12 protein-coding genes are annotated in these 14647 nt (G+C 71.3%); 11 read left to right on the forward strand and 1 reads right to left on the reverse strand.

What is annotated here, in order from left to right; all coding sequences use genetic code 11:
* Window positions 1-49 precede the first annotated feature (49 nt).
* From CG740_RS02785 to CG740_RS02795, 3 genes are all read left to right on the forward strand, one after another.
* Window positions 50-853 (forward strand): serine/threonine protein kinase, encoded by an 804-nt coding sequence (locus CG740_RS02785; RefSeq protein WP_100573236.1) that lies wholly within the window; start codon window positions 50-52, stop codon window positions 851-853.
* 48 nt (window positions 854-901) lie between these two features.
* Window positions 902-2326 (forward strand): serine/threonine-protein kinase, encoded by a 1425-nt coding sequence (locus CG740_RS02790; RefSeq protein ID WP_234376011.1) that lies wholly within the window; start codon window positions 902-904, stop codon window positions 2324-2326.
* A gap of 288 nt (window positions 2327-2614) precedes the next feature.
* Window positions 2615-3613 carry an alpha/beta hydrolase gene (locus CG740_RS02795; protein WP_100573237.1) on the forward strand — a complete coding sequence of 333 codons (999 nt, stop codon included), beginning with the start codon at window positions 2615-2617 and terminating at the stop codon, window positions 3611-3613.
* A 106-nt stretch (window positions 3614-3719) separates the two neighbouring features.
* Here CG740_RS02795 and tpx read toward each other — a convergent pair whose 3' ends face one another.
* Window positions 3720-4229 carry a thiol peroxidase gene (gene tpx, locus CG740_RS02800; RefSeq protein ID WP_100573238.1) on the reverse strand — a complete coding sequence of 170 codons (510 nt, stop codon included), beginning with the start codon at window positions 4227-4229 and terminating at the stop codon, window positions 3720-3722.
* An 802-nt stretch (window positions 4230-5031) separates the two neighbouring features.
* Here tpx and CG740_RS02805 point away from each other — a divergent pair.
* The 8 genes from CG740_RS02805 (at window position 5032) to CG740_RS02840 (ending at window position 14592) form a co-directional block, all read left to right on the forward strand.
* Window positions 5032-5631, forward strand: coding sequence for a hypothetical protein (locus tag CG740_RS02805; protein WP_100573239.1), 600 nt, complete (start codon window positions 5032-5034; stop codon window positions 5629-5631).
* Window positions 5631-5945, forward strand: coding sequence for a PqqD family protein (locus CG740_RS02810; RefSeq protein ID WP_100573240.1), 315 nt, complete (start codon window positions 5631-5633; stop codon window positions 5943-5945). The genes CG740_RS02805 and CG740_RS02810 overlap by 1 nt, the downstream gene beginning before the upstream one ends.
* Before the next feature lie 64 nt (window positions 5946-6009).
* Window positions 6010-7995, forward strand: coding sequence for an AfsR/SARP family transcriptional regulator (locus CG740_RS02815; protein WP_100573241.1), 1986 nt, complete (start codon window positions 6010-6012; stop codon window positions 7993-7995).
* A 148-nt stretch (window positions 7996-8143) separates the two neighbouring features.
* Entirely contained in the window at window positions 8144-9451 is a 1308-nt protein-coding gene (gene purB / locus CG740_RS02820; RefSeq protein WP_100573242.1) for an adenylosuccinate lyase, read from the forward strand.
* Entirely contained in the window at window positions 9438-9842 is a 405-nt protein-coding gene (locus CG740_RS02825) for a GNAT family N-acetyltransferase (protein ID WP_100573243.1), read from the forward strand. The genes purB and CG740_RS02825 overlap by 14 nt, the downstream gene beginning before the upstream one ends.
* Before the next feature lie 64 nt (window positions 9843-9906).
* Window positions 9907-11610, forward strand: coding sequence for a hypothetical protein (locus CG740_RS02830; protein WP_159030199.1), 1704 nt, complete (start codon window positions 9907-9909; stop codon window positions 11608-11610).
* Complete coding sequence (locus CG740_RS02835) at window positions 11600-13054, forward strand: amidase (protein ID WP_100573245.1); 1455 nt, start codon at window positions 11600-11602, stop codon at window positions 13052-13054. The genes CG740_RS02830 and CG740_RS02835 overlap by 11 nt, the downstream gene beginning before the upstream one ends.
* Window positions 13051-14592 (forward strand): glutamine synthetase family protein, encoded by a 1542-nt coding sequence (locus tag CG740_RS02840; RefSeq protein ID WP_100573246.1) that lies wholly within the window; start codon window positions 13051-13053, stop codon window positions 14590-14592. The genes CG740_RS02835 and CG740_RS02840 overlap by 4 nt, the downstream gene beginning before the upstream one ends.
* Window positions 14593-14647 lie beyond the last annotated feature (55 nt).

A 14647-nucleotide genomic window follows, 5' to 3' on the forward strand; every position in this document is an offset into this window, starting at 1 on the left:
TAACGTTCGATCCGAGTGCGCATCGGTGACACGGGGCGAGGAGGGGGCCGTGAGCGGGGTAGTGATCCATCTGCCCGGGTGCAGGGGCGACGCACAGGGCGAACCGGGCGGAGACGCGGTCACCCTGAGGCTCGGACCGGGCGAAGTGGCACGCTTCGGACGGGGATCGGCCACGACCCCCGTCGAGCTCCGCCTGGACGACGAGGCGATCTCCCGGCTCGCCGGCGAGATCCGGGTGACCGACGACCACTGGCAGCTCAGCAACCTCAGCGCCACCCAGAGCTATCTGGTGGAGAATCCGGAAGGGGCGGGGGAGTACCTGCGGGTGCCGCCGAGACGGGCCGGCGCGCCCATCCCGTTCGAGTTCTCGCGGGTCGTGCTGCCCACCCGCAACACCACCGTCTCCTTCCAGGTGTTCGCGCCCGACCACGTCTACCTGGACCCGGACGGTCCCCACGGACAGTGGGGGAGCCGGACCGTCACCGCGTACTCCCTGGACGAGACGGCCCTCTACTTCCTCATCCTCGTCGCGCTCTGCGAACCGAGGCTGCGCGACGAGTCACCGGTCGCGGTGCCGACCACGCCCCAGATCGTGGACCGGCTGGGGAACCACCCCGCCTGCGGCCGGCTCACGGCCAGGGCGGTCAGCTCGCACATCGACTACCTCGCCGACGAGAAGATGCGGATCAGCGCGCCCGCGGAGACCGCGCCCCGCAGGGAGGCCCGCCGCAACGGCAAACGCGAGGCGATCGTCGGACTGGTCCTGCGCTTCGGCCTGGTCCGGGAGGAGCACCTCGCGCTCCTCCCGCCCCGGACCGGGGCGGCCGGTCAGGAGCGGGGGACGGCCGGATGAGCCAGGGACCCGCACCGCAGGAGCACCGGCGGACCGGAGGAGGGGACGGTGCACGGTCCGGCCGACACCTCGGGGAGTGACCGCGCCGAACTCCTGCCGCCCGGTTACCGGGTGGCCCGCTGGGAGGTCACCGGGCCGATCGGAGCCGGCGGCTGGGCGACCGTCCACGCGGGGCGCCTGGCCGAGGGCCAGGAGGAGGGGGTGCCGGGGGAGGAGTCCGTGGCGCTCAAGGTGCTGCCCACCGCGGGGCTCTCACCGCACCAGGCACGCAAGGTCGCCGAGACCGCCCGGCGCGAGGTCGAGTTCGGCCGCGCCTCCTCGCACCCGAGACTGATCCGCCTGCTCGACACCTTCGTCCTCGCCGAACCCGAACGCCCACACCTCGACGGCGCGATCGTGCTGGTCATGGAGCGGGCCGAACGCAGTCTGCGCGATCTGCTCGCCACCGGCGTGAGCGAGGCCGAGGGCGCCCGCCTGGTCACGGAGATCTGCGAGGGCCTGGCACAGCTGCACCGCAGCGGATGGGTGCACGGCGATCTCAAGCCCGACAACATCCTGCTCATGGCGGACGGCTCGGCGAAGCTCTCCGACTTCGGGCTCGTCACCCAGCTGACCGGCACCCACGGGACCCATGGCTACGCACCTCCCATGGGTACCTTCGACTACCTTCCGCCCGAGCGCTGGAAGGCGCCGCTCGGGGAGCAGGGGGTCGAGATCCGGCCGAGTGCCGACATCTGGGCGCTCGGCATCACCGTCCATGAACTGTTCGCGTCCGGCGCCTCCCCCTTTCCCGGGGCGACCCCCATGGCACGGGGCGCTGCGACCCAGGAGTACGCCGACGGCCGGGCGCCGCTGCGCCTCGACGGCGCGCTGCCGCCGTTCTGGCGCGCGCTGGCCGCCGACTGCCTCGCCCCGACGCACTCCGCCCGCGCCCCGCACACCGCCGAAAGCCTGCTGACCCGTATCGCCGAGCGGCCGATGTCGCAGGCATCGCCCGCCGCACGGGCCGCGCCGCGCCGGGGCCGAAGACGCGCCGCGTTCGTCGCCCTCGCGGTGTGCGCGGTGGGCGCCACGCTCTGGCCGCACTTCACGCACGGCACCGGACCCGGCGGACCGAACGCCGAACCACCCGGCCGTATCAAGGTGTTCAACGCCGAGCAGAGCTGCCGGGGCCGCAGCGACCGCAACGCCGATTGCAGTCTCGGCCTGGCGATCGACCCGATGCGGCCCTACACGGTCGACAACGTGGTGGCGACCCGGGTGTGGCACGGCGACGAACTGGGCGTCGACTGCCGGCTCCTGCTCGGCATGCCGATCATCGACGAGGCGGACACGCACTCCGCCGAGTGGTACCGGGTCAGGCTGCCCCGGGCCGACGCCGGCCGCGGCACCGCCTGGCTGCCGGCCGTCCGCACCAAGGACCACCCTTCCGTCCCCGACTGCCCGGCGCCCACACCCACGCCCACCGGCTGAGGCGTGCTCGTGCGGTGCGGCGGGAGCAGCCCGCACCGCACCGGGACACCGGCCGCCACCAGCCTGCCGCCCCGGATCCGCCCGGTCCGCCGACACGGGGCACAGTCCACCGCGGATCCGGGCCCCTGTCACTCCGGATGGTTCCGGATGCCGCCCGCGGCACACCACGGCTAGCTTGCGGACCGTCGACCCGGGCCGCCGCCCCGCGGGCCGGCACCTCTTCAACCTCCGCCCGCGCAGGCGTACTTGATCGTGGCCCGCCCGTCCTTACCCGTTCAGGAGGATCCGTTGAGCGAGCAGCATCGCCCCACCCGCAGGAATGTCCTCAAGGCCGTCGGCGGCGCCGGCGCCGCGCTGGCCCTCGGCGCCGGGACCGTACTGTCGACGGCGTCGACGGCCAGTGCCGCCGACGACGGATTCGGGCTGCGCATCGTGGAGCGCGGCGAGGGCGACCCCCGTATGTGGTACTACCGCTTCCAGACCGCCGAGATCGGCTGGAACCCCGCGGTCAACGTCCTGCTCCCCGACGACTACCACTCCAGCGGCCGCACCTACCCCGTCCTCTATCTGCTGCACGGCGGCGGCGACGGCCAGGACTTCATCACCTTCGACCGCCTCGGCATCCGCGACTGGACGGCCGGCAAACCGGTCATCGTGGTGATGCCCGACGGCGGCCACGCGGGCTGGTACTCCAACCCGGTCAGCTCCACGGTCGGTCCGCGCAACTGGGAGAGCTTCCACATCAACCAGCTGATCCCGTGGATCGACGCGAACTTCCGCACCTTCGCGGAGTACGACGGCCGGGCCGTCTCCGGGTTCTCGATGGGCGGCTTCGGCGCGCTGAAGTACGCCGCCAAGTACTGGGGCCACTTCGCCTCGGTGAGCTCGCACTCGGGGCCGGCCAGCCTCCGGGGCAACGCGGGCGGCATCGCCGGTGGCGTCGTGCAGTGGGCCAACGCCTCCTCCGCCGCCATCGAGCTGGGCGGCGGCACCGTCTACGGCGTGCCGTGGGACCAGAACCGGGTCAGCATGGACAACCCGTGCGAGCGGGTCGAGAGCTACCGCGACAAGCGGATCTACCTGGTGGCCGGCACCAGCCCCGAGCCCACCTTCTGGGACACCTTCAACGAGACCGCCGTGCTCGAAACCCAGCGGGAGTGGCGCGGCTACCTGGACCGGGCCGGTATTCCTCATGAGTGGTACGAGGTCCCGGGCGGTCACTTCGTACGGCCCGACCTGTTCATCCGCGACCTGGACGGGATCGTCGGCCGCCTCCGCAAGGCGTAGCCGCACCGGGGCAGTTGGCGCGGCAGGCGGTACCGGGCCCGACGGGAACACTTCGGCCCCGGTACCGCGCCATGGGAGGAAGGCGGCCCGGTCCCGGCGCGCGTCCCTAGACCTTGGCCAGAACCTTCAGCACCGCGTCGTAGTCGGGCTCCGACGAGATCTCATCGACCAACTCGGCGTGGACGACCCGGTTCGCGCCGTCCAGGACGATCACGGCCCGGGCGGTCAGGCCCGCGAGGGGGCCGTCGGCGATGGCGACTCCGTAAGCGGTGTGAAATTCCCGCCCGCGCATCGTCGACAGGGTGACGACCGAGTCCAGGCCCTCGGCTCCGCAGAACCGGGCCTGGGCGAACGGCAGGTCCGCCGATACGCACACGACCACCGTGTCGGCCAGTCCGCCGGCGAGCTCGTTGAACCTGCGGACGGACGCCGCGCAGGTTCCGGTGTCGACGCTCGGGAAGATGGTGAGGACCTTGCGGGTGTCCCCGAGGGACGACAGCGATACGTCGGACAGATCCTTGCCCACGAGCGTGAACGGCCGTACCGCATCGCCCACTTGAGGGAAGTCTCCCTCGACGGCCACGGGGGCTCCCCTGCGGTGAACGGTGCTCGACATAGGGCTCTCCAGTCGTCACGAAGCGTATTTCGACCACGTCAGTCGTTGGGGTCGATGTGCCCAGGTTGGCTGACGATCATGCCGAGAACCACCTTCGACCTGCAAAGTTTCCGCTAAGCGCCCGCCCCGCACCGGGGTTGGCGGCGCACCTCCCAAAAACCTCCAGGACACCACCGGCCACATCCCATGATGTGCCGCACTCCGGCCCTTGAGGAAGCGCATGCCACAGACCGAGCAGCCCGTCAGCGTCCCCGAGCCCGCCTTCCCGGGCCGCTCCCGGCGCAGAGACCGGATCCGGCCATTCTCCGCGGACATTCGCGCAAAGTCTGGATCCGGCCATTCTTTGGATGTATTCCTGACGGCACCCGGTCGAGCCTGGACGTACCGTTTCTTAACCCGTTGTGCATGTGATTGAGGTCGCAGCGGGCCCCGATGACCGTCGGTCAAGATCGTTGCTAGGGTCGCATCCAGCGGCTCGGGGGCACATGACTGACGTGAATGGCATTGCCTGCTCGGCCCGGGTGAACAGCCTCGACGAATGGGATATATCGTCGAGTGGGTGCGGCGTTCCAACGATCTTGGACTATTGCGTACCGGCACAATGGAAAGGCATGGTCGCATGACCTACGATGTAAGTGGTGTAATCGGCGAACTGAAGAGCCGTAATTTGCTGCCCAGTGAATACGAGACAGTATTCGCAAGCGGTTCTCTAATTCGTGGATGGGGAAACCCGACCAGCGATCTCGATGTGCATGTCGTCACCAAAGATGTATGGAACAGCAGTATCGGCGAGACCAACCATGTGGCACTTGAACCCAACACGCTCCAGTACGAGGGCACGTTCGTGGACGGGCGCCGCTGGGACGTCGAGTACTGGACGGCTTCGCAGCTCGACCAGGTGCTCGCCAAGATCACTCCCGAGCAGTTCGCCGACGAGCAGGGAACCTGGCGCACCCTCAGCTATCACGAGACAGCCCTGCTCGAACGCCTCCCCTACGCGGCCGCCGCCGACGACGGACAGTGGCTCAAACGCACCCGCGCCACCCTCGCCTCCTCGGCGCACCGCTCGGTACTGATCGTCAACTCGCTCAAGCAGGCGGACAGTTACACCGAGGATGTCGCAGGTCAGATCGCGCGAGGAGATCTGCACAGCGCCGTCATCGCGGCCCGGACCGCCTTCAGCCACGCCGTGGACGCGCTCCAGGCGAGCCTCGGCCAGTTCGGCAGCCTGTGGCCCAAGTGGCGGGCCCGCCGGATGCAGATCCTCGATCCCGAACTGCTCCCGTTCGACGCGTACTGGGCGATCGAGACCATGCGGTCCTTCGACCCGGACAACCCGCAGAAGTGGATCGAGGAGACCATCGCCGTCTGCCAGCGCATCTCGATGGAGGTGACCGTCTGATGAGTGGCGACCGCACCGCCCCCGTGGGGCCGGCCACCGTGGCCGCCCTGCCGCTGAATGTGAAGATCAGGAATCATCGCGGTAAGACGATTGTCGGCGGATATCAGCACTTCTACGAGCTCACCGAATCGGCCGCCTTCATTTGGCGCCAGATAGACGGCGTCCGTACGGTGAGCGATATTGCGCGGCTGATCGCCGAGGAATACGACATCGATCAGGCGACCGTCGTCGGCGACGTCGTGGAACTGTTCACCGAGCTGGCCGAGCACGATGTCATCAAGATAAGTGAGAAGAGTCCTGGCTCTGAGGTGTGAAGAGAAGTCGCGGGGGTGTCTCTCTTTTCCGCCTGAGTGGGTCCCTCACCCCAGGGGGTATGGAATGCTGGACGATCTCCAGTTCGGTGTCTTCGGTCCGTTGACGGTACGGCGCAATGGGCACGTCACAGAAATTCCCCAGGCCAAGCACAGAATTGTCCTGGCGGCTCTGCTGCTCCGCGCCAATCGTGCGGTGACGCAGGAGGAACTCATACAGCACCTGTGGGGCGACGAGCCCCCGCTGACCGCGCGCAAGACCCTCCAGGGATACATCGCCCGGCTCCGCAAGGTCCTCGGTCCCGACGCCGTGGTCAGCCGCTCCTCCGGCTACGCGATCGACGTGGACAGCGACCGCCTGGACCTCGGCCGATTCGAACGGCTCCTGGCCCAGGCCCACGGGGCCGGCGACGCGGGGGAGCGGGCCCGGCTCTTTCGTGCCGCGCTCGACGAGACCGGCGGCATCCCGCTCGTCGACATCCCCTCGGAAAATCTCCAACAGGGCGACGGCGCTGCTCTGTTGGAACGCTGGCTGAACGCGACCGAACACTGGGCCGACGCGGAAATGGCGGTCGGCCGGCACGCGGAGGTACTGCCGAGGCTCAAAGCGCTCGTCTCCGAACACCCTTTCCGGGAGAGCGCTTTGAGCCGTCTGATGAAAGCGCTCTACGGGGCCGGCCGGCAGGCGGACGCATTGGCGACGTACCAGGAAGCCCGCCAACTGCTCGACCGGGAACTGGGAGTGGACCCCGGCGAAGAACTGCGCGGCGCCCACCAGCACATACTGGGCGGCCTGCAAGGAGGGCAGCAACGGCCGGAACGGGACGTTTCCGAACCGGCCCGCACCGGGCCCGCCCACAGCGCGCCACTGTTCTCCCTGCCGCCCAGCCTCGCCGAGTTCGCCCGGCCCCGGCTGGAGGCGGACATCGTGCGAAGGCTGCTCCAGGATCCGGCCCCGGCCCCGGCTTCGGGGCCGCGGCCCCAGCCCGCCGGGCCGCACCCCAAGACGCTGACGCTGCACGGCGGCGCGGGCGTCGGCAAGACCACGATGGCCGTCCGGGTCGCACACGCCGTCAGCGAGCACTTCCCCGACGGCCGGCTGTACGTGGAACTCGAAGGCGACGCGGGCCCGCGCGCGGCCGGCGACGTCCTGCGCGAACTGGTCTGCGCGCTGGGTGTGCAGCCCGCCGCCGTCCCCGAGGAGCCCGCGTCCCTGCTGGCCCTGTACCGGGGCCTGCTCGCGCACCGGCGCATCCTGATCGTCCTCGACGGGGCGGCGAACGAGGCGCAGGTGCGGCCGCTGCTCCCCTCCTCCGACACCTGCGCCGCCCTGGTGACCAGCGTCGCGATGCTGCCCACGCTCGGTGGCACCGAGCACGTCCGGCTCGGACTGCTCAACCCCGCCGAGGCGGCCGACATCCTGGGGCGCATGATCGGGCCCGAGCGGGTCCGCGCCGAACCGGAGGCCGCCCGGGAGCTGATCGAGCGGTGCGGGGCGCTGCCCCTGGCCGTACGGATCGTCGGCGCGCGGCTGCTGGAACGGCCGCACTGGCAACTGGCCCAGATGTCGGAGCGGTTGCGCCTGGAGGCCAGGCGGCTCGACGAGCTGACCGTGGGCGAGCTCAGTGTGCGCGACAGCCTCGCCCTGAGCTACCGCGGCGTCGGCGGGCCCGAGCGCAGGGCGTTCCGGCTGCTCAGCCTCCTGGAGATGCCCTCGTTCCCCGTGCGGGTCGCGGCCGCCGCGCTCGGCCTCCCGGCCGACCGGACGGAGGAGTGCCTGGAGTGGCTGACGGCCCGGCACCTCCTGGAGGCGGACTTCGTCGCGGGCAGCGGCGTCCGGTACTCCTTCCACCCGCTCGTGCGGCTCTACGCCCGCGAGCGCACCTTCGACGAGGACTCCGTGCACAGTCGGCACGAAACCGTACGCAACGCCCTGCGCGCCTGGTACGACAGCCCCGCCCGGCCACCGGCCCCGGCACGGACGACCCCACCGGGCCTGGGGCCCACCCTCCTGGGCAACCCCGCGCCACCCGTGGCGCTCAGCACCGTCTGACCCGGACCGCCCCGGGCAGACCGGCACAGCCGTACCCCGCATCCCCGCCGAAGCCTCGGCGGCCCCGGCCGCGACGCCGGGCCGCCCGACGACGCCCACGCGGGCCGACCCGGCCCCCGACGGCCCCACAGAACCAAGGAGAGCGGCGTTGATCGAACGCTATTCCCGGCCGGAGATGGCCGAACTCTGGACCGACGAGACGAAGTACGCCACCTGGGTCCGGGTGGAAGTGCTGGCGACCGCCGCGCAGGTGGAGCTCGGCGTGGTGCCCGCGGACGCCTTCGAGGTCATCCGGCGCGCCCCCGTCCCGACGGTCGAGCGGATCAGGGAGTGCGAGAGCACGCGCGACCACGAGATCCTCGCCTTCCTCGCCGCGTACACCGAGAACATGCCCTCCGACGCCGCCCGTTGGGTTCACCACGGGATGACCAGCTACGACCTCGTCGACACCTCGCTCGGACACATCCTGGCGCGCGCCGGCGACCTGGTGTTGAACGCGGCGCATACGCTCGCCCAACTCCTCGTCGAGCGCGCCCTGGAGCACTGGGACACCCCGTGCATCGCCCGCACCCACGGCATCCACGCGGAGCCGACCACCTTCGGGCAGAAGCTGGCCGTCCACGCCCACGCGCTGCACCGCTGCCTGACCCAGCTCACCGCCGCCCGGGCCGCGGTCGCGGTGGGCACGCTCTCCGGGCCGGTGGGCACCTACGCGCATATCTCCCCGCAGGTGGAGGAGCGCGTCTGCGCCGAACTCGGCCTGGGCTTCGAGCCCGTCCCCACCCAGGTGGTCGCCCGCGACCGGCACGCCCAGCTGCTCTCCGCGCTCGCGGTGACGGGCGCCGTCGTCGAGCAGTTCGCCCTGGAGATGCGGATGCTGCAACGCACCGAGGTGGGGGAGGTCGACGAGCCCCGCACCAGCGCCTACCAGGGCTCCAGCGCGATGCCCCACAAGCGCAACCCGACGACGAGCGAGCGGCTGTGCGGCCTCGCCCGGATCCTGCGGGCCAACGCGGGAGCGGCGTACGAGAACATCGCGCTCTGGCACGAACGCGATCTCGCCCACTCCTCGGTCGAGCGGGTCATCCTGCCCGACAGCCTGACCGTCGCGCACTACCAACTCACCTCCGCAGCCGACCTGTTGAGGGGGCTGCGGGTCTTCCCCGACCGCATGGCGCGCAACATCGGCACCACCCTCGGACTCGTCTACAGCTCCGAGATCTATCTCGACCTGGTCTCCGAGGGGGCGGACCGCGAAGAGGCCTACCGGCTGGTGCAGTCGGCCGCCACCGAGGCCTGGTCGGCCGGCACCGGCCTCGCCGAGAGCCTCGCGAGCCGTGGCGTCACGGTCCGGGAGGGACAGCTCGACCCCCAGCGGTTCCTCGGCAACCGCGCCCATCTGAAGTCCCGCCTCGAAGCACTGAGCAAGGAGTTGCAGCAGCATGTGGACATGTGAGCAGGTCGTCGGCGCGAGCCTCGACGTCGAGGAAGTCCTCGCCCTGTACCGGGCCTCCACCCTCGCCGAACGCCGCCCGGTCGACGACGTCGAGCGGTTCACCAAGATGCTGGCCGGCGCCGACCTGGTGATCACGGCCCGTCTCGACGGCCGGCTCATCGGTATCGCCCGCTCGCTGACCGACGGCGCCTATGCGACCTACCTCAGTGACATCGCTGTCGACGTCGCCCACCAACGCCAGGGCGTGGGACGGGACTTGATCCGGGCCACCCAGGAGGCGGCGCCGCGCGCCAAGGTGGTGCTGCTCTCCGCCCCGGCCGCCGTCGACTACTACCCGCACATCGGGTTCAAGCGCCACGAGTCGGCCTGGACCCTCGACGCGCTCGGCTGAGTCCGCCCGGGCTGCCCGTGCCGCGTGCCCCCACTGCCGCATCGAATCGACGTAGGTGACCACCATGCTTCTCAAGACACCCGGGTTCGACGCCCTGGTCAAAGCGGCGGCGGAGCGGGCCCGCACCTGTGGGCTCGCGGCCGACGCCATCCGGATCGCCACCACCCTGGATGGCAAGGTGCCCGAGCAGGTCGGCCGGGCGGCACTGGGACTCCGCGAGCGCCTCTACGTGGAACTCGCCGAGTCCCAGGCCGCAGGCTTCGACGCGGCGGCCGACTCCGGCGGGGACGTACTGCTCCTGACGGAGACCGGCAAACTCAAGGTCCGGCCGGAGGGCAGCCGCCCCGCCGAGCAGGATTACGCCCTCGGCGCGGTGAAGTGGTCCCAGCGGCCGGGCTCGCTCGACCGGGCCTGGAGCACGGCGGGCGAGGTGCAGCGCCTCCAGTTCGAGGAGATCGCCCGCTGGCTCGCGGCCCGGGGCGCCGAGGACGTCCGGGCCCGCATCGACGCGCTCGACCACGCGCTGGTGCACATGGCGCCGGTGCTGCTGTACGTGGGCGACGAGCAGGTCTACAGCAATCTCGGCCGGTTCGCCAACCTGCCGGGCCGCTCCCTTTCCCCCGGCGCGCCGGGCTCGCTGCTCACCACGCTCAAGGAGACACCGGTCGAGCAGTGGCCCGCGGAGCATGCCGCCTTCGTGGTGTGTCTGCACGCCCTCATATCCTCCGGATCCCCGGTCAGGGCGGAGGAGTTCAACGGGATCCAGCTGACCCCGGACCAGCTGATCACCTTCCTGGAGGAGCGCATCGTCTCCTACGGCCAGGAGGTCCCCGATCTGCGCGCCCGCTCCACGGGGGACCGCCTGGACCGGCTGGCCGAGGTCTGCGCGCGGGGCCGTACGGAATTACTGCGTGCCGGAACCGTCTTCTACCGGACCATCAACGGCGTGACCCTGCACAAGCGCGAACAGATCATGCGGGAACCGGTCACCGCGGCCGAACTCCCGCATCAGGTGCGGGAGTTGCTCGGTGAGTCCGCCGGGCGCCCGCTGCCGCCGGACGCCACCGCGGACGAGGTGCGGATCCTGGTGGAATCGGCGGTCGAGCGGCTGTCCCGCGCCACCGCGCCCACCGGGTTCAGCAGCGGATACGAGGCCCTCCTGCACCGGTTCTTCGCCACCGTGGCCGACGCCATGGGCTGCGACGTGGTGATGGGCCGTGGCCCCAAGTCCGTTGCCGCGCTGCACAGTCGGGTGCCCGCGGCCGACCGCGCCGCCCTGGCCACCCGGGACTTCTACTGCTGTGTGGCGCCCAGCACGTCCTTCGCGGGCCGCTTCGCCGACGACGGGGACGGCCTCGCCCGCGTCCTGTCCGCCTACAGCGCGCGGATGCGGTACAACACCTGGCACTATCTGCCGCACAGCATGTCCTGGACGCAGGAGATACCGGGCCGGGACGACTGGTTCTTCGCCCCGATGATGCCCGACATCACCAACTGGTCGGACCAGCACCACACCGGCCACGTCGCCTTCGGCGTCCGACACGCGCTGCGGATCCCGCTCGGCATCGTCCTGGAGGGCCGGTACCGCCCCGGCATCCACGACCTGCGGCTGATGCGGACCTCGGGCGCCGAGTACGAGCCGGCGGATCTGCGCGCCGCGATCGCCGTCGGCAACGTCCAGGCGATGTTCCATCAGGCCGCCGCCGAGCGGCAGTGGGAGATCCGCGACTTCGACAACGCCTGGTACCGGGACTTCCATGGAGCATGAGACCGGACCCGAGAGCATCGACGAAATCCGCTCCCGCTACCGCGACGGCGGCCTGCTCCCGTCGCGGTACGTGGCCGACACGCTCGACCTCCTCGACCGCTGGGAGCCGCGCATCGGGGCCTTCCTGACCGTCGCCCGGGACCGCGCCCTGGCCGAGGCGGCGAGCGCCGACCGGCTGATCGAGACGCGGGGACGCGAGGCCTGGCGCGAGCGTCCGCTCCTCGGGATGCCCGTCTCGGTCAAGGACCTCACGGCCACCGAGGGCATCCGCACCACCCGGGGCTCCCTGCTGCACCGCGCCACCGTCCCGGACCGGGACGCCCCGGCGGTGGCCCGGCTCCGGGCGGCCGGCGCCATCGTGATCGGCAAGACCAACACCAGCGAGGGCGGCTGGAGCGCGGCCGGCGGCAACCGCCTCCAAGGCCCCACCCGCAACCCGTGGAACCCCGCGCTCACCTCGGGCGGCTCCAGCGCGGGCGCCGCCGCCTCGATCGCCGCGGGCATCGGTGTGGCGGCGACCGGAACCGACGGCGCGGGCTCCATCCGGATCCCGGCCGCGTTCTGCGGAGTCGTCGGGTTCAAGCCCACCCGCGGCCGCGTCCCGTACGTGCCGCACAGCCCGGACGGCCTGTCCCACCTGGGGCCGCTCACCCGGACCGTCGCCGACGCGGCGCTGGTCACGGAGGTGATGTCCGGGTACGACCCGCGCGACCCCCAGTCGTTCTCGGTGCCCGCGGGCTCGCCGGCCCGCGACCTGGACGCCTGTGCGGACCGGTTGCCGCCGCTGCGGATCGGCTGGATCGCCTCGCTCGGCGAACCGGCTCCGGCGCCCGAGCTGGTCCGGCGGGTGCGCCGGGCCGTTGTGGCCCTGGAATCCCGGGGGCACCTGGTCGAGGAGATCGCGTCCCCCTTCGAGGACCCGTACCCCTGTCTGGAGACGATCCTGGCCGCCGGCGAAGCGGCCTCCCACGGAGAGGACCCGGGCCGGGTCGCGCACCTGCTCGACCCGGGCCGCCTCCGTGTGATCGAGTACGGACTGGGGCTCGGCGCGGCCGAGTTGGCGCGGGCGTACGAGCGGCGTGGCGTGCTGCGCACCCAGGCGCTCACGCTGATGGAGCGCTACGACCTGCTCGCCATGCCGACCGTGGCCGTGCCGCCCTTCGCCGCCGCACTCCACGAACCGCCCGCACGCGTCGACAAGGGAGGTCTGTCCTGGCTGGCCTGGGCGCCCGAGGCCTATGTCTTCAACCTGACCGGCCAGCCGGCCGTGACCGTGCCGGCGGGCCTGAGCGACACCGGGCTGCCCCTCGGCCTCCAACTGGTGGGCGGCCTCGGAGAGGACCGCCGGGTACTCGCCGCCGCCCACCAACTCGAACAGACGAACCCCTGGCACCACTGGTACGCCGAGCTCGCGAAGCGATGCCAGGAGGAGGAAGCACGATGACGAGGACCAGAGTCCAATCCCAGGACAGCGAGCGCCGCTACGCGCGGTTCGCCACCGGCAGCGTGGGCTTCGTGGCGCGGCACGGCCTGTGGGACGACGCCCAGCGCGAGGCCGCGGCGGAGCTTGAAGAACGCCTGGAAGCGCTGGAGTTCGTACGGGTCGGCTTCGGGGACCCGCACGGCCTGATGCGGACCAAGACGCTGACCGTCGAGGCCTTCAAGGTGGCCCTGCGCAACGGGCTCGACATGAGCCCGGGGCCGTTCGTCTTCGACACCGGGCACGCGGTGGGCGTCGACTTCTTCGCCCCCGAGGGCGGCATCGGGATACCCGAACTGACCGGCGCCGGTGACTTCCTGGTCGTACCCGACCCGCTCACCTTCCGCGTACTGCCCTACACCGAGGCGCCCACCGGCTGGGTCGTCGCGGACGAGTACCTGCGCGACGGCAGTCCGCACCCGCTGTCCAGCCGGGCCGTGCTGCGCCGCGCCTGCGGACGGGCCGCACGGCAGGGCCTGGCGTTCGTGGTCGGACTCGAAGTCGAGTGGTACCTCACCCGGCTGACCGGAACCACCGACGCCACCTCGGTCGGCGGCTTCGGCATCCAGGGCGAGCCGCCCGCGGTCCAACCGGTCGACGGGGGCTACCAGTTCAACCTCGACACGCTCACCGACGGCCTGATGCCGGTGATCGGACCCCTGGCCCGCGCCCTGCGCGAACTGGGTCTTCCGCTGCGCACCGTCGAGCACGAATCGGGCCCCGGACAGCTGGAGTTCACCTTCAGCCCGATGAACGGCCTGGACGCGGGCGACGCCATGCTGCTGCTGCGCACCGTCATCAAGCAGATGTGCACCCGCCTCGGACACCACGCGAGTTTCATGGCACTGCCGGGCCTGTCCGGATTCGACGCCAGCGGCTGGCACCTGCACCAGTCCCTGTTCGACACCGCCGCGGACCGCAACGCCTTCGTCGCTCCGGAAGGCACCGCACCGCTGTCGGACCTCGGACTGGGCTATGTCGCCGGGCTCCTGGAGCACGCCGCCGACACCACCCTGCTCGCCGTCCCGACCGTCAACGGCTACCGGCGGATCAGGGGGCAGTTCTCGCTCGCCCCCGACCGGGTCGTGTGGAGCAGGGAGAACCGCGGGGCCCTGGTACGGGTGCTCGGCGGCCCGGGTGAGGAGTCCACCCACATCGAGAACCGCCTGGGCGAGCCCTGCGCCAACCCCTATCTGTATCTGGCGGCCCAGCTCGGTGCCGGACTCGACGGCATCGAGCGCGGGCTGCGGCCCGACGGCGAGGCCGCCGACCCGCACGGCGCGAGTGCCGCCCCGCTGCCCGGGGACCTGCCCGCGGCGATCGGGCGCCTGGAGAACAGCGCGCTCTGCCTCGACCTGCTGGGCAAGCACCTGCGCGACTGTCTGGTCCAGCTCAAGCGCAGCGAGGCCACCCGTTTCCAGGACTGGCTGGCAACGGCCGGACCCGGCACACCGGGCGCGGTCACCGCATGGGAGCACCGTGAGTACTTCGGCGCCTACTGACCACCGGCACACGGACGAGGCGGCCTTCGGGACCCGCGCCGCGAAGGCGCCCGGA

It is taken from the genome of Streptomyces sp. CB01201 (genome assembly GCF_002803085.1).
GTDB classification, from domain to species: Bacteria; Actinomycetota; Actinomycetes; order Streptomycetales; family Streptomycetaceae; genus Streptomyces; species Streptomyces hundungensis.

Coding starts and splice junctions, on each gene's coding strand:
- CG740_RS02825 (WP_100573243.1), top strand. CDS start 9,438: ATGTGGACATGTGAGCAGGTCGTCGGCGCGAGCCTCGACGTCGAGGAA.
- CG740_RS02840 (WP_100573246.1), top strand. CDS start 13,051: ATGACGAGGACCAGAGTCCAATCCCAGGACAGCGAGCGCCGCTACGCG.
- tpx (WP_100573238.1), bottom strand. CDS start 4,229: ATGTCGAGCACCGTTCACCGCAGGGGAGCCCCCGTGGCCGTCGAGGGA.
- CG740_RS02830 (WP_159030199.1), top strand. CDS start 9,907: ATGCTTCTCAAGACACCCGGGTTCGACGCCCTGGTCAAAGCGGCGGCG.
- CG740_RS02815 (WP_100573241.1), top strand. CDS start 6,010: ATGCTGGACGATCTCCAGTTCGGTGTCTTCGGTCCGTTGACGGTACGG.
- CG740_RS02835 (WP_100573245.1), top strand. CDS start 11,600: ATGGAGCATGAGACCGGACCCGAGAGCATCGACGAAATCCGCTCCCGC.
- CG740_RS02810 (WP_100573240.1), top strand. CDS start 5,631: ATGAGTGGCGACCGCACCGCCCCCGTGGGGCCGGCCACCGTGGCCGCC.